General features: G+C 69.7%; 16 protein-coding genes, 1 tRNA gene and 1 pseudogene. 8 read left to right on the top strand and 10 right to left on the bottom strand.

Features of this window, described 5'->3' with window-relative positions:
* The 3 genes from J8J14_RS10785 to J8J14_RS10775 form a co-directional block, all read right to left on the bottom strand.
* The coding region (locus J8J14_RS10785) for a hypothetical protein (protein WP_209379499.1) at positions 1 to 365 on the bottom strand (365 nt) is incomplete at its 3' end.
* Positions 366 to 492: 127 nt separating this feature from the next.
* The gene (locus J8J14_RS10780) at positions 493 to 1,620 is read right to left on the bottom strand and encodes a PRC-barrel domain-containing protein (protein WP_209379498.1); all 1,128 of its coding nucleotides are present in this window, start codon (positions 1,618 to 1,620) and stop codon (positions 493 to 495) included.
* Positions 1,621 to 1,678: 58 nt separating this feature from the next.
* Positions 1,679 to 2,095, bottom strand: a complete 417-nt coding sequence (locus J8J14_RS10775) for a hypothetical protein (RefSeq protein WP_209379497.1) — start codon at positions 2,093 to 2,095, stop codon at positions 1,679 to 1,681.
* Between the two features lie 665 nt (positions 2,096 to 2,760).
* Here J8J14_RS10775 and J8J14_RS25610 point away from each other — a divergent pair.
* A complete protein-coding gene (locus J8J14_RS25610; RefSeq protein WP_209379496.1) occupies positions 2,761 to 4,851 on the top strand; it encodes a sensor histidine kinase in 2,091 nt (696 codons plus the stop codon).
* A gap of 460 nt (positions 4,852 to 5,311) precedes the next feature.
* The gene (locus J8J14_RS10765; RefSeq protein ID WP_209379495.1) at positions 5,312 to 5,971 is read left to right on the top strand and encodes a response regulator transcription factor; all 660 of its coding nucleotides are present in this window, start codon (positions 5,312 to 5,314) and stop codon (positions 5,969 to 5,971) included.
* Between the two features lie 225 nt (positions 5,972 to 6,196).
* On the opposite strand, the pseudogene J8J14_RS10760 reads toward J8J14_RS10765, so the two are convergent.
* From J8J14_RS10760 to J8J14_RS10740, 5 genes and pseudogenes are all read right to left on the bottom strand, one after another.
* Positions 6,197 to 6,858 (bottom strand): annotated as a pseudogene (locus tag J8J14_RS10760) (IS6 family transposase).
* Positions 6,859 to 7,043: 185 nt separating this feature from the next.
* Positions 7,044 to 7,134, bottom strand: a tRNA-Ser gene (locus J8J14_RS10755).
* Positions 7,135 to 7,180: 46 nt separating this feature from the next.
* The gene (locus tag J8J14_RS10750; protein ID WP_209379494.1) at positions 7,181 to 7,744 is read right to left on the bottom strand and encodes a nucleoside 2-deoxyribosyltransferase; all 564 of its coding nucleotides are present in this window, start codon (positions 7,742 to 7,744) and stop codon (positions 7,181 to 7,183) included.
* A gap of 74 nt (positions 7,745 to 7,818) precedes the next feature.
* A complete protein-coding gene (locus J8J14_RS10745; RefSeq protein WP_209379493.1) occupies positions 7,819 to 8,472 on the bottom strand; it encodes a flavin reductase family protein in 654 nt (217 codons plus the stop codon).
* 10 nt (positions 8,473 to 8,482) lie between these two features.
* Positions 8,483 to 9,451: a 2-hydroxyacid dehydrogenase gene (locus tag J8J14_RS10740; protein WP_209379492.1), complete on the bottom strand. Its 969-nt coding sequence runs from the start codon at positions 9,449 to 9,451 to the stop codon at positions 8,483 to 8,485.
* Positions 9,452 to 9,568: 117 nt separating this feature from the next.
* Between J8J14_RS10740 and J8J14_RS10735 the strand changes: the two genes are divergently transcribed.
* From J8J14_RS10735 to J8J14_RS10715, 5 genes are all read left to right on the top strand, one after another.
* Positions 9,569 to 10,357 (top strand): SDR family oxidoreductase, encoded by a 789-nt coding sequence (locus J8J14_RS10735; RefSeq protein ID WP_209379491.1) that lies wholly within the window; start codon positions 9,569 to 9,571, stop codon positions 10,355 to 10,357.
* A gap of 18 nt (positions 10,358 to 10,375) precedes the next feature.
* On the top strand, positions 10,376 to 12,454 hold the full coding sequence (locus J8J14_RS10730; protein ID WP_209379490.1) for a hydantoinase/oxoprolinase family protein: 2,079 nt from the start codon (positions 10,376 to 10,378) through the stop codon (positions 12,452 to 12,454).
* The gene (locus J8J14_RS10725) at positions 12,451 to 14,079 is read left to right on the top strand and encodes a hydantoinase B/oxoprolinase family protein (protein ID WP_209379489.1); all 1,629 of its coding nucleotides are present in this window, start codon (positions 12,451 to 12,453) and stop codon (positions 14,077 to 14,079) included. Before J8J14_RS10730 ends, J8J14_RS10725 begins: the two co-directional genes overlap by 4 nt.
* Before the next feature lie 17 nt (positions 14,080 to 14,096).
* A complete protein-coding gene (locus J8J14_RS10720) occupies positions 14,097 to 14,570 on the top strand; it encodes a YaiI/YqxD family protein (RefSeq protein ID WP_342452431.1) in 474 nt (157 codons plus the stop codon).
* Positions 14,571 to 14,649: 79 nt separating this feature from the next.
* The gene (locus tag J8J14_RS10715) at positions 14,650 to 16,104 is read left to right on the top strand and encodes an N-acyl-D-amino-acid deacylase family protein (RefSeq protein WP_209379488.1); all 1,455 of its coding nucleotides are present in this window, start codon (positions 14,650 to 14,652) and stop codon (positions 16,102 to 16,104) included.
* 12 nt (positions 16,105 to 16,116) lie between these two features.
* Here the strand turns inward: J8J14_RS10715 and J8J14_RS10710 are convergent, their stop codons facing one another.
* Positions 16,117 to 17,457 carry a cytochrome P450 gene (locus tag J8J14_RS10710; RefSeq protein ID WP_209379487.1) on the bottom strand — a complete coding sequence of 447 codons (1,341 nt, stop codon included), beginning with the start codon at positions 17,455 to 17,457 and terminating at the stop codon, positions 16,117 to 16,119.
* A 391-nt stretch (positions 17,458 to 17,848) separates the two neighbouring features.
* On the opposite strand from J8J14_RS10710, the gene J8J14_RS10705 reads away from it, so the two are divergent.
* Positions 17,849 to 18,754, top strand: a complete 906-nt coding sequence (locus tag J8J14_RS10705; protein ID WP_209379486.1) for a LysR substrate-binding domain-containing protein — start codon at positions 17,849 to 17,851, stop codon at positions 18,752 to 18,754.
* A gap of 31 nt (positions 18,755 to 18,785) precedes the next feature.
* Here J8J14_RS10705 and J8J14_RS10700 read toward each other — a convergent pair whose 3' ends face one another.
* The gene (locus tag J8J14_RS10700; protein ID WP_209379485.1) at positions 18,786 to 19,568 is read right to left on the bottom strand and encodes a lytic transglycosylase domain-containing protein; all 783 of its coding nucleotides are present in this window, start codon (positions 19,566 to 19,568) and stop codon (positions 18,786 to 18,788) included.
* Positions 19,569 to 19,751 lie beyond the last annotated feature (183 nt).

Here is a 19,751-nt window from a genome sequence, read left to right as displayed (position 1 = left end):
ATCGCCCGGCTGTACTCGGCGTCACTGTTCGGCACCGCAGGGCTGCCGGACGTCTGAGCCCGGCGGAAGGCGTCCTGGTTCTGCCCTGACTGGTTCGACCCGGACTGGTTCGACCCGGACTGGTTCGACCCGGACTGGTTCGACCCGGACTGGCTCGACCCGGACTGGCTCGACCCGGACTGGCCCGACCCGGACTGGCTCGACCCGGACTGGTTCGACCCGGACTGGTTCGACCCGGACTGGCTAGACCCGGATTGGCTGGAACCGGACTGGTTCGATCCGGACTGGCTGGATTGAGCGAGAACGATGCCGGGGTTGGCGATGATCGCTGCAAGCGCTGCGGCAGTGAGCAGGTTGTTGCGCATGACCGTGTTCCTCTTCAGATGGTTGTTCGTTCGCCGAAGGCGCGAGGCGGCAACGCGTGCTGCCTCGCGTACTGGATTGTTCGAGGAGTGACGGGGAGCGGGTGCGCTGCACGGCGCTCCCCGGGGATCAGCTGTAGGGGCGGACGTCGCCCCAACCCTGCTCGCGGCCGTAGGTGGCAACGTTGCCCGGCTCGTAGCGCGGCAGTCGCTCCAATTCCTCCTTGGTCATGTTCAGCCGGGCGCGCTCGTTACCTGAAGCGCCGAGCTGGATGCGCTCGATGGGCACGGCTGCGCTGCTCTCGCCGAGGCCGAGAAAGCCACCCCACTGGATGATTGCGGCACGGACCTGGCCCTTGCTGTCGATCAGCAGGTTCTGCACCTCGCCTGTGTCCTTGCCGTCCGCACCGACGACGTTGGTACCGATCAGGGACTGCACCCGGGTAAGCGGGACACCCGCATTCGTTGCGGTCGCCTGCTGGTCCGCCGCGCTCTGCCGCCGGTCCGTGGTGGTGCTTGTGTTGCCCTGATTGGACGATTGTTGCTGACCCTGCTGCTGCACCGTCACCTGGGGCTCACCCTGGCGCTGCACGGTGACCTGCGGCTGGCCCTGCTGCTGCACATGCACCTGCGGCTGAGCCTGTTGGACGGTGACCTGCGGCTGCGGCTGCTGCACCGTCACCTGGGGCGGCGGCTGCTGCACGGTGATCCGCGGCTGCGGCTGTTGTACCGTCACCTGCGGGGCAGGCTGCTGCACCGTCACCTGCGGCGCCTGCTGCTGAACCGCGATGCGCGCGCCGGATGCGTCGCCCGACGAGGCATTGGCGCTGTTCATCCCACCGTGGAGGGAGGCTACGGCATCGGCGGCCTCGCGCAGCTCGGTCGCGGCCTTCTGGCGGTCGGGCTGGTCGCCCTGCACAGCCCTCTGGGCTTCGGAGAGCTGCTGCTGCGCCTTCCTGTAGGCCTCCTGGCCCTGCATGCCCGTCGGCACCTGCCCGAGCGCCTGCTGGCCCTGGCTCACCGCCTGCCGGGCCTGCTGCAGGGTCTGCTGCTGGTTACCCTGGGCGCTGCCCGAGAGCCCCTGCTGAGCCTGCCTCAGGGCTTGTTCCGCCTGCTGGAGCTGTGGCTGCTGGGACTGGGGCTGCTGGGACTGGCCGCTCGCGGGTTGGCTCGCCTGCTGGCTCTGGGCCATTGCCGCGGGGGCGACGCCGAGCGCGAGCACGGCGGCGAGCGCGGTGGTGGATAGAAGCTTCTGCATGATTCTGTCCTCGCTGCCCCGTTCAGGGGCTGGTTTGCGGAAGGGGAGCGTTGCTGCCCTAGCGGCTGCTGCTGCCGGAACCGGACTGGCTGCTGCCGGAGGTGGAGCCGGAGCCGGAGCGCTGCCCGCTGGAGTTCTGGGAGTTCGAGCCCATGGTTCCGGAGTTCTGCCCAGCGGGGCCGGGCGGATTGATCATCATGACGACCGTGTTGCCGTCCTGCGTCTTGGCCTGGACGAGGTAAGCGGCGTCGATGATCTGCACGTCCGTGAAGCCGGCCTGGGTGAGCTGCTGGCGGAGCCGCTGCTGGGCGGGCATCTGGCTGCCCTGGCTGGTGCCCTGGCTGCTGCTCTGGCCGCCGCTCTGGTTGCTGCTCTGGGCGGGGGAAGCCTGGCTGGACTGGCTCTGGCTTTGCTGGGCCAGGACGGGAGGCGCGATAGCCATGGAGGCGGCGAGCATCGCCGTGGCCGCCAGCATGCGCGTCAGGCAATTCCTTCCGGCGTCGCGGGGGAGGCTGGAGTTCGAGGCTAGGCGGGGGCTGTGCACGGGGTGGAGCGTGTTCATCTGGATTGTGCCTTCTCTGTCGTTCGATCCGTCCTGCTCTTGCGCGGTCCGGCACGACGGGGACGGTTTCCGTCGGGCGGCTTCGGGTGGCCGCGCTACCTTTTCAGGATGGCGGCGACCCACATGGTCGAGGGCCACGAGCACGGCGGTCGCGCTCTTCCGCTCCCGGACCTATCCGGCGGCGGCATCGGGGCGCGGTCCACCGCGTGACCCGTCCGGGCGAGGACGGGTCAGAGCGCTTCGGGTGTTCCGGCACCTTTCCCAGCACGATGACCTGCGTGGCACCTTCTCCCGATCGCCAGGAGGAAAGCGTCGTGCGCGACGGTGCCGCTGAATGGAGCGACGTGCATGTCCGGCCTCCTCCGCATCGCTCCCTCGAAGCATGGAGGCTAATCTGGTTCTCGTGGCCGACCTCTTGCAGTCGGGGTTGACCGCGCCTGTGTCAGGTAAACCCTGGCAAGCCTTGACGGTCCGAGCGATCTACATGCGGAAATTGGACAAGCGCCCCATCCACCGGTCATACGGGTGTACCGACCGCGCATGAGGGGAAGAACCCGGTTCGCAGGAGCTCCGCCACCGTGTTCCGTGCCCACGCCGCCACCGATGGCCGCCCCGGCGCAGCGCCGGTCACGCGCTGGGCGCGCCTCGGGCCGGAGGCGACGCGGCATCCGCTTGCCGCCCTCCTGCTCGCGGCCGCGATTCCCATCCTGCTCTTCGGAGCGTGGGTCGGATACGAAACGGCGGAGCGGGAACGTGGCGCCGCCCGCGAAGCCGCCGCGGCAACGGTCGAACGGGTCGCCGGCCGGGTCTCGAAGGAAATCCACTCCCAGCTCGGGGTAGCCAAGACGCTCGCCGCCTCGACAGCGCTCGACGGCGATGATCTCGGGGCGTTCAGGACGGAGGCCGAGCGCGTCCAGACCGTCCAGCCGCTGTGGTATACGGTGGAATTGACGGCCCCCTCCGGGCAGCAGATCCTGAACCTTCTCCGCCCGCCGGGAGAAGCGCTCGGGCCGACGGCCGACGAGCCGAGCTTCGAGGCAGCGCTGCGGGGAGAGGCAACGGTTGGCGGCATCGGTCCGGTCGGTCCGGTTTCAGGCCGCCGCCTCGTTCCCCTGCGCGTTCCGGTCGTGCGGGACGGTGCCGTGCGGCTCGTCCTCACCGTCGCGCTTGCCCCGGCCGCGATCAGTGCGGTGCTGCGCGAAGCCGGAAGCCCCGCGGACTGGGTCGGCGTCGTCGTGGATGCCAGGGGAGACATCCTCGCCCGCACGCTTGCGGAACGATTCGAGTTCGGCCGCCCGGCTTCCACGTCGGTCCGGGCCGTGGTCGCCAGCCAGCAGAGCCACGGCTGGTATCGCGGGCGCACGCTGGAAGGCGTGGAGGTCGAGACAGCCTACAGCATCATCCCGGGAACGGGGGGATGGTCGGTGCATTTCGGCATGCCCGCGGATGCGCTCGACACGCCTGTATCGCGTTCGCTGCTTGTGCTCGGCGCGGTCGTGCTCCTATCGCTGGCGGTGGCGACGGGGCTCTCCGCGGCCGTCTCCCGCGATCTTGCGCGCCGGCGCGACGAGCGGGAACGCCTCGCCGACCTCGCGCTGCGGGCGAGCGAGGAGCGAGAGCGTCTCGCGCTGGAAGCGGCCGAGTTGGGAGCCTGGCAGTTCGATGCGGCGCGTGACGTGCTCACCGGGTCGCCGCGCAGCCGGGAGCTCCTGGGCCTCGCGGGGCCGCCTGCGGGGGAGCGGGACTACCCTGCCGCAGCGCTCCTCGCGCGCGTTCACCGCCATGACCGCGCGGTCTTGAAGGCCGCCGCGCGGCGGTGCCTGGAAGCGAACGAGCCGATCGACCTCGAATTCCGAGCCGTACTCCCATCAGGCGAGGCGCGGTGGCTTCGCGCCCGCGGGCGTTACGGTGACCCCGCCGAGGGTGAGCCCGGCGCCATTCGCGGAGTCCTCGCGGACATCAGCCCGCAGAAGCGGGCCGAGGCGGAGCGGGCCGGGCTGCGCCGGCGCCTCGCCGATGCGGAGGAGAAGGTGCGCGGCCAGATCGCCCGCGACCTCCATGACGGGATTGGCCAGGCCGTTACCGGCCTGTCCCTAGGCCTCGGTGCCCTGGAGCGGTCCTACCAAGCCGGGGGCAACGACGCCGGGGACCAGCGGGCCGCGATACGGCGGCTTCGGGACATCGTGGCGGAGATTGGGCGGGACCTGCACCGGACGGCCGCAGCCCTGCGCCCGACGGCCCTCGACGACGTTGGTCTCACCGATGCCGTCGGATCCTTCGTGGTGGACTGGCAGGCGAATCACGGCATCGCGGTGGATGTGCGGGCGAAGGGCCTGGAGGGGAAGCGGCTCCCACCGGACATCGAGACGGTGGCCTATCGGGTGATCCAGGAGGCGCTCACCAATATCCTGCGCCACGCCGGGGCGCGGGCGGTGAGCATCCTGCTCGAACTTCGCGACGGCGCGCTACGCTTGGCCGTGGAGGATGACGGGCGCGGGTTCGACCCGGAGGCGGCGGCCGGAGAGGGGCCGCCGCACCGCCCGCGCCTCGGGCTTGCCGGCCTTAGGGAACGTGTCGCGCTCGCGGGTGGAACCCTGTCCCTCGCATCGAAGGCAGGACGAGGGACCACGCTTTCTCTCACGCTCCCGCTGCGTGGCGGGGGCGCTTGAAGGGCAGAAAGCCTGCGTGGCCTCCGGAGTAGGTTGAAGAACCAACGCGCATCATAATCGGGTGAGGGGAGCGAAATCGGTGCTCTCGTTGGGGCGGCTTCTGTGTTGCTGTGCAGGCAATGACTCCCGTCGAGAATGCGCCTGGACGAGGCACGCGGTGCTTGGCCAATGCGAGCGCCGGGCCGACCGGGGCGTCCTGGGGTATGGTAGGCACGATGCGGGCCAGTGAACCGGCGCACAGGTTTCCCGGCGCGACACCCAGACGTCCCAGGGTTTGCCGGATGATGGTCGCCTCGGCCTCAGGCAGGTCCGCTCCCTGTCACTCCTTGAAGGCGGGGATTCGCCGCTGTGGACCGATCGGACAGCGCGAACGGGTGGACCTCTTCAGCGGTTTGGTCACACTCCGGGTGCCGGGCCGGGGCACGGTCCTCCGTGTCGGCCTCATCGCCGTGGGCCGGGCGTGACACCCGCGATCCGCGTTGTCGTTGCGGACGACCATCCGATCGTTCTGGCAGGCATCCGTGCCCTGCTGCTGACGCTGCCGGAGGTGGAACTTGTCGGCGAGGCGACGAGCGGGAGCGAGGCGCTCAACGTGATCCGCTCCGCAGGTCCGGACGTCGCGGTGGTGGACCTCTCGATGCCGGGGATGAACGGTCTGGAGCTGACCCGGCAGCTGACAGCGGAGTGTCCGACTGTTCGAGTGCTGGCGCTGACGGTCCACGAGGACCGCGCCTATGTCGGCCCGATGCTCGCGGCCGGCGCGCGGGGCTACCTTCTCAAGCGTTCGGCGGCGGAGGACCTGCCGCGGGCGGTGCGCGCCGTCGCGGCGGGTGGCCTTTACCTCGACCCGGCCGTCGCGGAGAAGGCAATGCCCGCCGCGTTGGCCGATGCGCGCTCCGCACCTGACGAGGCAGCCCTCAGCGTGCGGGAGCTGGAGGTGCTGCGCCTCACAGCCCAGGGCTTCAGCAACAAGGAGATCGCGGGGCAGCTGGCTTTGAGCGTCAAGACAGCCGAGACCTACAAGGCGCGTGGGGCCGAGAAGCTTGGATTGCGGACGCGGGCGGAGATCGTGCGCTTCGGCGCGGCGCGGGGATGGCTCGACGAGACAGGGAACGGATAGCGCCCTCCGACACAGCTGGGGTATTGGCGAGCTGGCGGGCAGTGGCCGGAATGATCAGAGCCAGGGCAGGCTCACGGAATGGCGTCAGATCCTGCCACCTATCCTGGGTGGTTCTGCCAGCTCCCGCGCCGGAACTACCGTCGCACGCCGGCTGGCGCTGTCGCGCATTGGCAAGTTGTTCGCCGCAAGGGCAAGCTTGGCTGCGTGGGCGAAGCGGCAGCAGCATCAGGGGGCCAGTTGGGCGCGAGTTTCCTGCCGCCAGATCTGGAAGGCCTTGGCCCTGGCGCGCCGGTACTCGCCGGCTGTGATCAGATGCCGGCGCGGACGGAAGTGGCCATAGGTCACGCTGTGCGCCGAGAGGAACTGCTGTGCCTGCTCGGCCGACTTGAAGCGCTGCACCTGCCGTTCTCGACGGCGGGTAGGTCGATGCGAGTTCTCAGCCCGGTTGTTCAGGTGCCGGCTGCTCCGATGCCGGACATCGGGCAGGATCTCGCGCCTCGCCACGCCGTAGCTCTTCAGCCGGTCCGTGACGAGCCGGAGCGGTCGGTACTGGAGGCCCGCAAGCAAAAGCTTGACGAACCGCCTGGCGCACTTCCGTTCCGCCGGTCCTGAAAGAGGATGTCGAGCACCACGCCGTGCTGGCCACTGCTCGCCAGAGGTAATGCAGCTCGCCATTTGATGCGCAGGAACACCTCATCTTAGTGCCAGGGGGCGCCCGGCTTCGCCCGGCGACGCTAAAGCCTGCGGGCGAATTCCGGGCCGAACTTGCGGCACCAGCTCCGGATGCTCTCGTGCGTGACGGTGATGCCCCGCTCCGCCAGGATCAGCGCAACGTCCCTCACACTCAGGCTGAACACATGATAGAGCCAGACCGCGTGGCTGATGATCTCTGCCTGAAAGCCGTTTCCAGGATCGGTGGCGGGGTCTCACGTCATCTCGTCAGATTGCACCGACTAGGTCGGCCCGGCCACTGACCCTCAACTTGCCAGTGCCGGGCACGGGCATCGCGGCCGAGATGCTTCTCCTGGGTGCAGGAAACGGATAATAACTTCAAATAGTTGAGGTGCATCGCTGGCGGACAGGGTGGGATTCGAACCCACGATAGGCTTTTGACCTATACGCACTTTCCAGGCGCGCGCCTTCGACCACTCGGCCACCTGTCCCGCGGCGGCGGGATATACGGGGTGCCGGCCGGGTCGGCAAGCCGGGTCAGGACGATTTCATGACAGCGCGCAAGGCTTCCTCGAAAGCGTCGAGATTTCGCCAGCGCTCGGCCTCTGGGACGGCCTGGCGCACCAGCACTCCCCCGGCGGCTCGGATGCCGCCATCGATCATCAGGTTGTCATGCAGGCCGAAGGACTCGAGCTGCAGGCCTTCGGAATCCTCCCACTCGCCGTCCGGGCGCTGGCGGGCGGCATTCCCCAGGAAGGCGCGGGTTCGCTCGGTGAAGGGGGTGACACTGTTGGCATAGGCGGCGATAGGGCGGCCCAGGGCGCGCATGAAGCCCAGTTCATAGACCGTCCCGGCATCCGCGGAGGGGCTGCGGAAGGGGGTTAGGTTGGCGATCAGCGCGTCGGCCCGGCGGATATGGGCCTCGTTGCGGAGGTAGATGGACAGCCAGGGCTCCGCGCAGGCATCGGCCTCGGGGCAGTGGACGGGATCGAGTGGAAAGATGCCGGTGGCACCGTGCCGGGCGCAGATGGCACGCTTGGCCTCGCCCAGGGCCTTTGCGTCCGGCAGGAAGACCTCGGGGCCGGCGAGATAGATCTGCATGGAACAAAACTAGCACAGGCCGGCCCCCGCCGGCCAGCGCGGCACCGGGGCAGGCCGGGAGACCAGGGGCGGCCCTAACCGCCCCTGGCGCGAGCCGCCACCTGTTCCGGCGTCACCCGCGGAAGGTCGAAGCGGTCGGTGGTCCGGGCATACCAGCCGGACCCGTGCATGCGCCCGACCAGCCCCAGCTTCGGCGTATCCACATAGAGGCGCTGGGGGTCCAGCATGCAGTCGTCACGGATGTGAATTGCCAGCACCTCGCCCAGCACCAGCCGGTGCGTGCCGATGGGCACCACCTGCCAGATCCTGCACTCCAGCGCCACCGGGCTCTCGGCGATGCGCGGCACCCTGATCTTGGCCGAGGGGGCGGTGGTCAGGCCGGCCATCTGCAACTCGTCCACCCCTGGCGGGTAGTCGGCGGCGGTGATGTTCATCGCCTCCGCCGTATCCTCGCTCACCATGCAGACGGTGAATTCGCCCGTGGCCTCGATATTGGCCATCGTGTCCTTGTAATCGGTCGTCTCCTCGCCGCCCATTCCGCGGGCGCCGACGCCGATCCCGACCACGACGGGGTCATTGCTGAACACGTTGAAGAAGGAAAAGGGCGCGGCATTGGTGCGTCCCTGGGCGTCCTGCGTGACCATCCAGGCGATCGGCCGCGGCACGATGCTGGAGACGACCAGCTTGTACCGGTCCTTCTTCGGCAGCGCCTCGAAATCGAACAGCATCGGGATGTCCTCAGGCCACGCGATGGGGCGGCTGGGTGCCATGGACCAGCACGGCGTCCAGGTTTTCGAGGCAGCGGAAACCCATGGCATCCCGCGTCTCGATCGTGGCGCTGCCAAGATGGGGCAGCAGCGTGACGTTCGGGGCGGCGTAATAGCCCTCGAAGATGTTCGGCTCGCCGGTGAAGACGTCGAGCCCCGCGGCGCGGAGATGGCCGGAGTGAAGGGCCTCGCACAAGGCCTCGTCATCCACCGTGGTGCCGCGGCCCGTGTTCACCACGATGGCGCCGCGGGGCAGGGCGGCGATGCGGGCGGCGTTCAGCCAGCCCTTGGTCGCCGCGCCCCCGGGGATATGCATTGACAGCACGTCGCAGGCGGCCAGGAACGCCTCGTCATCGCCGTGGAAGATGGCGCCGCCTTCCTCCTGCGGCGCCAGGCGGGTGCGGTTTCGGTAATGGACCACCATGCCCATCCCGCGGGCCATGCGGGCCAGTTCCTGCCCGATCCGGCCCATCCCGAGGATGCCGAGGCGCTTGCCCTCCAGCGTCACGCCCATCAACTGGGTCGGCGCCCAGCCCGTCCATTCCCGGGCCCGGAGAAGGCGCTCCGCCTCGCCCGCCCTGCGCGCGCACATCAGGATGAGCAGCATCGCGATCTCGGCGGTGGCCACGCTCAGCACATCCGGCGTGTTCGTCACGGCGATGCCGCGCGACCGCGCCGCCTCCAGGTCGATATGGTCCGTGCCGACGCTGAAGGTGGCGATGACCCTCACGCTCCCGGGCAGCTGGGCGATGGTCGCGGCATCCAGTGCATCCCCGGCGGCGCAGAGAATGCCGTCGCAGCCCTGGGCCGCGGCCAGCAGGGCTGCCGAATCCAGGGTGCGGTCCGGGCCTTCCGGCCGCCGGACGGCATAGTCCCGGGCAGCGCGGGCCTCGACGGCCGGGGGGAGGAGACGGGTCTGGAGAAGGGTCGGGCGTGGCATGGAAGCCAGGATGCCCGGCCCGGCGCGGCTTGCCAAACGGGGAAGCGCGGGCCCGATCTTGCCAGGGCGGGAGGGGCGGTTCACGGTCCCCGGCCGCTGATTCTTGGAGGACGTGCGATGGAACTCGGGCTGCGTGGTAAGAGGGCGCTGGTGATGGGCGCCTCGAAGGGCCTGGGCCGGGCGATCGCCGAGGCGCTGGCGGCCGATGGTGCGGCGCTGGCGATTTCCGGCCGTGAGGTGGAGCGCCTGCAGCCCGTCTGCGAGGCGCTGAAGGGGATGGGCGCCACCGCCGCCCACGCCTTCTCGGCCGATGTGGCCAAGGGCGAGGACATGGATTCCCTGGCCGAGGGCGCCGTGAAGGCCCTGGGCGGGGTGGACATCCTGGTGCTGAACCATGGCGGCCCGCCTGCCGGCACGGCCTCGGACCTGACCGAGGAGGCGCTGGAGACCTGGTTCCGCCGCATCGTCCTCTCCCCGGTGCGGATCGCCAACAAGCTTCTGCCGGGCATGCGCGCCCAGGGCTATGGGCGTATCATCGCCGTGGGCAGCACGGGCATGGTTCAGCCCCTGCCGAACCTGGCGCTTTCGAACGTGCTGCGCGCCAATATCGTGGGCTGGGCGAAGACCCTGGCCGATGAGGTGGGCCCGGATGGCGTGACGGTGAACATCATCGCCCCCGGCGCGATCCGCACCGATCGCAGCATCGAGCTGGCGGGCGCCGCCGCTTCCAAGCAGGGCAAGACGCCGGAGCAGGTGATCGCGGACCGCGAGAAGACCATCCCGATGCGCCGCTACGGCACGCCGGAAGAGTTCGGCAAGGCCGCGGCCTTCCTTGCCTCCGAGGCCGGCTCCTACATCACCGGCACCATCATGCGCGTCGATGGCGGCGTGGTCCGTGGCTTCTGACGGGGGGCTTCTGAGCGCATGACGGGTTTGCGGCTGGCCGCCGATATCGGCGGCACCTTCACGGACCTGGCGCTGGAGCGCGCCGACAACAAAGGCGGGTTCGAGCGCTGGACGGCGAAGGTGCTCACCACGCCGGCCGCACCCGAGCAGGGCGTGCTGGATGGCATCCGCGTGGTGCTCGACAAGGCTGGAAAGGCGCCCTCGGACGTCGCGCTGTTCATCCATGGCACGACGCTGGCCACCAACGCCGTCATCGAGCGCAAGGGCGCGAGGACGGCGCTGCTGACCACCGAAGGGTTCCGCGACGTTCTCGCCCTTGGCAATGAGAGCCGCTACGACCAGTACGACCTGAACATCACCCTGCCGCAGCCGCTCGTGCCCCGCCGCTGGCGGCTGCCGGTGCCGGAGCGGCTGGACAACGAGGGCAGGGTCCTTCTGCCCCTCGACGAAGGCGCGGTGCGCGATGGCGTACGCTTCATGCGGGCCGAGGGCATTGAAAGCCTCGCCATCGGATTCCTCCATGCCTTCGTGAACCCGGTGCATGAGCGCCGGGCCGCCGAGATCGTGCGGGAGGAATGGCCGGACCTTCCGGTCTCCCTCTCCTCCGAGGTGAGCCCGGAGATGCGCGAGTGGGAGCGCTTCTCCACCACGGCCGCCAATGCCTATGTGCAGCCGCTGATGATGGGCTACCTGCACCGGCTGAAGGCCGGTCTGGCCGGGGCTGGCTTTTCCTGCCCGCTCTACCTCATGCTGTCCGGCGGCGGGCTCACCACGCTGGAGACCGCCGCCCGCTTCCCCATCCGGCTGGTGGAGAGCGGACCGGCGGGAGGCGCCATCTTCTCCGCCTTCGTCGCGCGCCAGAAGGGCTGGGACCGCGTGCTCTCCTTCGACATGGGCGGCACCACGGCGAAGGTCTGCCTCATCGACGATTTCGCCCCGCAGACCGCCCGGACCTTCGAGGTGGCGCGGATAGGGCGGTTCAAGAAGGGCTCCGGCCTGCCGCTGCGCATCCCGGTGATCGAGATGGTGGAGATCGGCGCGGGCGGCGGCTCCATCGCTTCCGTCGATGCGCTCGGGCGCATTCAGGTGGGGCCGGAAAGCGCGGGTGCCGATCCCGGGCCGGCCTGCTACGGGCGCGGCGGCACGAAGCCGGCCGTGACGGATGCGAACCTGCTTCTCGGCCGCTATGACCCGGCCAGCTTCGCGGGCGGCAGCCTGGCGCTGCACCCGGCCAATTCCGCCGATGCCATGGCGGGGGCGCTGGGCGGGTTGGGTCTTGAGCCGCCCATGGCCGCGCTCGGCGTCGTCGAGGTCGTGGACGAGAACATGGCCAACGCGGCCCGCGTCCATGCGATCGAGAGCGGGAAGGGCTATGACGGGCGCGCCGTGATCGCCTTCGGCGGCGGCGGGCCCGTGCATGGCTACCGCGTGGCGGAGAAGATCGGCGTGAACCGGCTGCTCGTGCCCTCCGGCGCGGGGGTCGGCTCGGCCATCGGCTTCCTGCGTGCGCCGGTGGGCTACGAGGTGGTGCGCAGCCTCTACCAGCGCTTCCGGACCTTCGATGTCGGGGCAGTGAATGCTTTGCTCGCCGAGATGTCGGCCGAGGCGCGGCGCGTGGTGGCCGATGGCGCCTTCGGGGCGGGGCTGGTGGAGCGGCGCATCGCCTATATGCGCTATGTCGGCCAGGGCCATGAGATTGCCGTGGAACTGCCGGTCAAGGCACTGGATGCGGGGGATGTGGCGGCCGTGCGCGCCGCCTATGACCGCGAATACGCGACCTTCTACGACCGCCCCGTGCCCGGCAGCGATGTGGAGATCCTCTCCTTCGCCGTGACGGTCGCGACCGAGGTGGACATGCCGGAACCCATGGCCGAGGTGGAGCCCGCGCCCGGTCCCGCGCCGATCCGCCGCCAGGCCGTGCGTGACACGGCCAAGGGCGAGGTTTCGGAATGGCCTGTCTATGACCGCGAAGCCTTGGCCCCGGGCGCGACGGTCTCCGGCCCCTGCATCGTGGCCGAGGCGGAGACAAGCACCCTGGTAGGCCCGGGCTGGACCTGCCGCATGGATGGGCTGGGCTATCTGGAGCTGACGCGATGACTGACGCCCCTGAGGCATTGGCCGCCATCCAGCGGCAGATCCAGTGGAACCGCCTGATTGCCGTGGTGGAGGAGCAGGCGCAGATCATGATCCGCACCGCCTTCAGCACCACGGTGCGCGAGGCAGGCGATCTTTCCGCCGGCATCTTCGACCTGCGCGGCCGCATGCTGGCCCAGGCGGTGACGGGCACGCCCGGCCATGTGAATTCCATGATGGAATCCGTCGGCCACTTCCTTGCCAAATTCCCGGCCGAGGGAATGAAGCCGGGCGATCACTACATCACCAATGATCCCTGGCTCGGCACCGGGCACCTGCACGACCTCACCGTGGTCACGCCCGCCTTCCGCAACGGCAGGATCGTCGGCCTCTTCGCCAACACCGCCCATGTGATCGATGTCGGCGGCCTCGGCATGGGCCCCGAGGGCCGCTCGGTCTTCGAGGAAGGCCTCTACATTCCCATCGTGAAGTGCTTCGACCAGGGGCGCGCGAACGAGACCTTCTTCGACATCCTGCGCGCCGGCACCCGCACGCCGGCGGAGCTGGAGGGCGATGTCTATTCCCTCTGCGCCTGCAACGACGCGGGCGCGCGGCGGCTCGTCGAGATGATGGACGAGTTCGCGATGGACAGCCTGGACGAACTGGCGGAATCCATCTTCGAGGCCTCCTCCCGCGCAACGCTGGCCGAGATCGCGAGGCTGCCGCCTGGCGAATACGCGGCCCAGATCAGCTCGGACGGCTATGAGGCACCGGTCACGCTCAAGGCGCGCATGACCATTGCGGAAGACCATATCGCGGTGGACTATGCCGGCACCTCCGGGCTCTCGGGGCGCGGCATCAACGTGCCGGCAGCCTATACCCGCGCCTATGCCTGCTTCGGCATCAAATGCGTGGTTGCGCCCGAGGTGCCGAACAACTGGGCCTCGCTGCTGCCCTTTCGCATGGACATCCCGGAGGGCTGCATCCTCAACGCGCCGCGGCCCTTCCCCGTGGCGGTACGCCATGTCGTCGGGCAGTTGCTACCGGACCTGATGATGGGCTGCCTGCACCAGGCCGTGCCGGAACGGGTGACGGCGGAGGGTTCCTCCTGCCTCTGGAACCCGCCCCTGCGCGGCGGCGGGCAGGTGAGCGGCGCCGATGCGGAACTGCCGGATTTCGAGGTCATCACCTTCAACTCCGGCGGCACCGGCGCACGACCAGGGCAGGATGGGCTGGACGGCACCGCCTTCCCCTCGGGCGTTCGCACCATGCCGGTGGAGGCGACGGAGAACGTCGCCCCCGTGATCTTCTGGAAGAAGGAACTGCGGCCGGGCTCCGGCGGCGCGGGCCGCATGCGGGGCGGGCTGGGGCAGGTTATGGAGATCGGCGCCAAGAACGATGCCGAATTCGCCGTGAACGCCATCTTCGACCGCGTGGCCCATCCGCCCCGCGGGCGCGATGGCGGCGGGGACGGTGCGCCGGGCTGGGTAGGCCTGACCGATGGCACCTTGCTGCGCACCAAGGGCTTTCAGGTCATCCCCCGGGGCAAGCGCCTGCGCCTTCTGCTGCCAGGCGGCGGCGGCATGGGCGATCCGGCCGAGCGCGACCCGGCCCTGGTGAAGCGCGACATCGCGGACGGCCTCGTCTGAGCGCGCCGCATGTCTATGTGGACGGGGATGCCTGCCCCGTCCGCGACGAGGCCTTCCGCGTGGCGGCGCGCCACGGGCTCGGCGTCACCGTCGTCTCCAACGGCTCCCGCGGCGTGCGCCTGCCGGACGGGGTGCGCCGTGTGATCGTGGCGGAAGGGCCCGATGCGGCGGATGACTGGATCGCGGAGGCGATCCGGCCCGGCGATATATGCGTCACCGCCGATATCCCGCTAGCCTCCCGTTGCCTGCAGGCGGGCGGCCATGCCGTCGCCCCCGGCGGCCGGATCTGGGACCAGGAGAATATCGGCGGCGCCCTCGCTGGCCGGGAGGTGTCGCGGCACATGCGGGAGATGGGCCACGAGACCCGGCATGCCGGCTTCACCACCCAGAACCGCTCGCGCTTCCTGGAGGCGATGGAGGCGGTGGTGCAGAGGGCAATGCGGGGCGCCCCGAAGCCGCCCCCGCCCATGCCGGACTTCTTTTCGGATTAGGCCGCGGGCCGGCCGCGCGGGGCCTGGATCACGGCGCCGCGCGGCGCCAGAATGCGAACCCTGTTGGAAAGGCTGCAACATGGCGCTGCGCTGCGACACGATCATCCGCGATGCCACCCTCTTCGACGGAACGGGCGCGGCCCGGCGCGTGGGCGATATCGGGCTGCTGGGCGACAGGATCGTGGGCCTGGGCGACCTTGGCGGCGCGACGGCGGACCGCGAGGTGATCGCCACCGGCAAGGCGGTGGCGCCGGGCTTCATCGACAGCCACACGCATGACGACCGCGCCGTGCTCTGCGGCCCCGAATGCACCACCTGCAAGACCAGCCAGGGGGTTACGACGGTTGTCGTGGGCAATTGCGGCGTCAGCCTCGCGCCCTACCGCAACACGGCCACCCGCCCGATCCCGCCGCTGGACCTGCTGGGGGAGGAGGCCTGGTGGACCTTCGACAGCTTCGGCGACTACGCGCATGCGCTGAAGACCAGGGGATCGGAGGTGAACACCTACGCCTTCGTCGGCCACCAGACGCTGCGCGCCCGCACCATGGAGGGCGACGTGTATCGCCCCGCGCGGGACGCGGAGATCGCGCGCATGCATGATCTCGTGCGCCAATCCATGCAGGAAGGCGCGAGCGGCTTCTCCACCGGCCTCTACTACCCGCCCAATGCCCAGGCGACGACGGAGGAGGTGATTGCGGTGGCCGAGGCCATCCGTCCCTTCGGCGGCCTGTACTGCACCCATATGCGCGACGAGGCCGACCGCATCCTCGCCTCCATCGAGGAGACGGCGAAGATCGGCAAGCGCGCCGGCGTGGCCGTGCATGTCAGCCACCACAAATGCTCCATGCCCGAGAATTACGGGCGCTCCACCCAGACCCTGCCCCTGCTTGCCGAATACGCGCGCACGCAGGACCTCGCCTTCGATGTCTATCCTTATCCCGCCGGCTCGACCGTACTGATGCCGGACAAGCTGCGCGACGACGTGGAGGTGATGATCACCTGGTCGGTCCCGCACCCGGAAATGGCCGGAAAGTACCTGCGGGACGTGGCGCGCGGCTGGAACACCGATATCAAGACCGCCGCCGCCCGCCTGCTTCCCGCCGGGCAGGTCACCTGGCAGATGGACGAGGAGGATGTGCGCCGCATCCTGGCGCACCCGCTCTCCGTCATCGGCTCCGATGGCATCCCGCATGACGCGCATCCGCATCCCCGTCTCTGGGGCACCTTCCCGCGCGTGCTCGGGCATTATGTGCGCGACGTAAAGCTTTTCAGCCTGGAAACCGCCATCCACAAGATGACGGGCCGCGCGGCGGAGATCTTCGGCATGGTGGACCGCGGCGTGCTGCGCGAGGGCGCCTTCGCCGACATCGTGCTCTTCGACCCGCACAACGTGCGCGACCGCGCCACCTTCGAGGATCCGAAGCAGATCTCCGAGGGGATCGAGGAAGTGTGGTGCAACGGCGTGCCCACCTACAGCGCGGGCAAGGGCGCATCGGGCGAGAAGCCGGGCCGCCTCGTCACCCGTAACCGCTGAGGCTGGAGCGCCTCAGGCCCGGGGCAGGGAAGGCGGGGCTTCCGGCCTCATCCGCAGGGCAAACGGGCTGAAGGTCCCGGGCATCCGGTCCTGCGGCCCGATCCCTTCCATCCCGACCGGGACGAAGGCTCGCCGCCGCAGCAGCGCCGCCAGCATCATGCTCGAGAGCATGAGCGAGATGTGGCGCCCGGGGCAGCGCACCGCGCCATCGCTGAAGGGTACAAGACCCTGGTCCTCCGGGCGGCCCTCCAGCCACTCCTCCGGCGCGAAGCGATGGGCCTGCGGCAGGCGTGTCTCGTCCCGGTGGAAGAAGGGGGAGAAGATGATGATCCCCGTGCCTTTGCGCAGCGTCCCGGCTTCCCACTCCACGTCCCGTTGCGCCTGGCGGAGGATGACGGGGGTGGTGGGCCAGAGCCGCAGCGTATCCAGCACGCAGGCCCGCAGGAAAGGCAGCTCGCGCGGACCAGAGCCCTGAATCTCCGCCTCCGCCCTGGCCCGGATGGAGGCGTGGGTGCCAAGCAGCGCCAGGGTCCGGAAGGTGGCACGCGCCAGGCCGTCCAGCGCGAAGAGCCATTGCGGAACCTGCCCCAGCGGGTCCGTTCCCTTCGCAGCGGGGGTCTCGCGGATCACGGCGGCAAGGCTGCCGGGCTCCGCGCGGCGCAGATGCTCGTCCAGCCGCTCGAGGAAACGGGCATGGAGCCAGCGGCGGCGGGGGAAGAGAAACGCCCAGTTCGCATCCGCCCGCAGCCGCGCCAGCAGGTCCGTCACCTTGTGGTCATCCCGCGCGCCCTCGCCGAGCACCACGCGCCGCGCCATGCGCCACCATCCCACGGCGAAGCGGTCCCAGTTCAGCTCGGTGAAGTAGTCCGCCGCATCCGTCAGCTCGAGGGCTTCGTCCTCCACCACGGCCAGGAAGCGTTCGGCCAGGCGATGCATGGGGCATGGCTCATCGAGGATGGCCTCGTTGTAGGGCCGTCGCGCTTGCCTCGCCTTGTCATCGGAGACCAGCACCCCGTGCGGCTCGAAATGGGAGAGCGAGGCACGCTTCTCATCGCTCGCGGCGGCATAGGGCTGGGGCGACAACTCCAGCACGCGGGAGACATGGGAGGGCGAAAGGATCAGCGCATAGGGATGGCCTGGAACCGGAAGCAGGAGCGGTCCATCCCCATGCCGTTCCCGCAGGCCTTGCACCGTCTCCACCGCGCGGCGGTCCAGTTCCAGCCGCTGCGCCATCGCCACCACGGGCGGGCGCCGGAGGATCACGCCTTTGCCAAGCAGTGGCAGCACGACCGATGAGAGGAAGCCGGCCGTTTCCGCGAAGCTCGCGCGGGGGAGGGAGGATCGGTTCGCCATGCTGCACTCCGCCTGTCCGGACGGCGGCGGAGGTGGCCACCGGGTGGTCCGGCGGTTTCAGCGTCTCGCAGACCGGTGGGTTTCCCGGCGGGAACGTCGTTCCGCCCCTGGCGGCAGGGCTGGTGGGCTCAGCCCTTGTCGCGCCGCGCGGCAATCATCTGCAGCAACAGCCGAAGTGCGGCCCGGCCAGCGGGGGAAAGCGTCTGCCCGCGTGGCCGGCGGCACCGCGCGGATGTGGATGGCGTCGTTCTGCTCGGGGCGGTCATCGCGCTGCTCCTGCTGCCCGGCGCGGCCTGTCCGCCGGCGCTGACATGCCCGCCCTATCGTGGCCGGGGATAAAAGCCAGGACAGGTATGTTCTGGTTCCAATAGGCATCGTTTATCGTGCGGCCATGTCATTGGCCGGCCTCTCCCTGCGCGATCTCGAATATCTCCTCGCCGTCGCCGAGCACCGGCATTTCGGGCGGGCGGCCGAGCGCTGCGGCGTCTCGCAGCCCGCCCTTTCCGCCCAGATCCGCAAGCTTGAGGGCCTGCTCGGCGTCGCCGTGTTCGAGAGGCTGCCAGGCCGCGTCCTGGTGACCCCTCGCGGCGAGATGTTGCTGGAGCGCGCCGCCGTGGTGGTGCGGGAGGCGAAGGCGCTCCTCCTTCTCGCCCGGACCGAGGAGACGCCGCTCTCCGGCCCCTTCCGCCTCGGCGCGATCCCGACCCTTGGCCCCTATCTGCTGCCGCATCTGCTGCGCCCGATGCGGGAGGGCTTTCCGGCCATGCGGGCCGTTCTCTCCGAGGCAAGGACGGCCGAGCTGCGGGACTCGTTGAAATCCGGCAGCCTGGATGCCGCGCTGTGCTGCGCGGGGCCCGCTGATGCAGGGCTGCGGGCAGTTCCCCTCTTTACCGAGGCCTTCCTGCTGATCCATCCGCCCGGCGCGGTGCCACGGGTCCCCGAAGCCCTTATGGATCCGGGCGAGCTGCTGCTTCTGGAGGAGGGGCATTGCCTTCGCGACCAAGCCCTGGCCGCCTGCGGGATCGCCCAGCCTCCGGGAACCCGCCACGCGACGGGGCTGGAAATACTGCGCCACATGGTGGCGGCGGGCGAGGGCGTGTCGCTCATGCCCGCCATCGCGGCGGAGGCGCTGGGCCCTGTTTCCGGGCTGGTGACCTATTCGCCACTGCCTGGCGAGGTCGGGCGCGACGTGGTGCTCCTCCTGCGCGCCTCCGATCCGCGCGAGGCGGCGCTGGACAGCCTCGCCAACATTTTCCGGCGCGCGGTCGCCGGGCTGAAAGGGGTCACCTTCACCTGAAGCGGGCCCCTGCGGGGGGATGAACGGCCCTTCAACCCCGCCCCCCGTTCGGCCGGGCAAGGAGCGGGGTGGATCCGGTAGCCAGCGGAATGGCGGTGGCGCGATAGGAGTCGAGCCCGCGGCCGCGCATTCCCTCCGGAGCCGCGCCGGGCATGCGGATGAGGCTGGGCGGAGGGGCGGCGCGGATGCTTGTCCCTGGGGAGCTGGCCAGGGCGGATCGGGGCGGGGCCAGCCCGTCGGCCTGCCCGGCCGGCCCCCAGGCCGGGACGGTGCCGGCCTTCCTTTGTTCCTCGGGCCAGCGCAGCGCCACCTGGGCACGGTAGCTCTCCGCACGCGCGGGCGTGTGGCTGTGGTAATGCCCGGCCGCCACCATCCAGTCTCCCGAGGCCGCCTTCAGTTCGGACAGGAAGCGTGCGGCGTAGCGCGCATTCGCCAGCGGATCGAAGGCTTCCTCGGGCGAGGCGAAAGCCTGGGGGTGGTGATGCAGGTTGATCTGCATGCAGCCGACATCAATCAGCCGCATGCCGCTGGCCCGCAATTGCCGCAGCTCGGCAATCGCTTCCTCCTTAGTGGTAAAGAACCTGCCGGCCCCTTCGGCATTTATGGTCCAGGGCCAGGGGCCGGTCTCGCCGGTGGCCGGGTCGCGCCGGCCGGATTCCACCCGGCCGATGGCCGCCAGCAATCCGGCGGGAAGGGCGTATTCCCGCTCCGCCGTGACAATGGCAGCCCGGCACAGGGCGGTAGGCGAGGTCTGCGCCAACGCCGGAAAAGCGAGAAGCATCAGGAGGAGGGGGAGCAGATTGCGCTGTGGCATGGGCATCCCTGCTCAAGCCGCGTGCCACACCCGCTATCGAATTTCCGTGATGCTGCGCTGCAAAAAAGCTCTTGTGCAACCTTCGGGCGGTGACTACGTTGTGCATCGCAGCAACGCGATCTTGTCGCGCTGCTGTCTTTCTTGGACGTTTCCTCCCTAAACTCGGCGGAGCCTCTGGCTCCG

Source organism: Pararoseomonas baculiformis, assembly GCF_017813395.1.
Classification (GTDB): Bacteria; Pseudomonadota; Alphaproteobacteria; order Acetobacterales; family Acetobacteraceae; genus Roseomonas; species Roseomonas baculiformis.
Note: the sequence above shows the minus strand (reverse complement) of the source record. Positions and strands in the feature narration are given on the sequence as shown.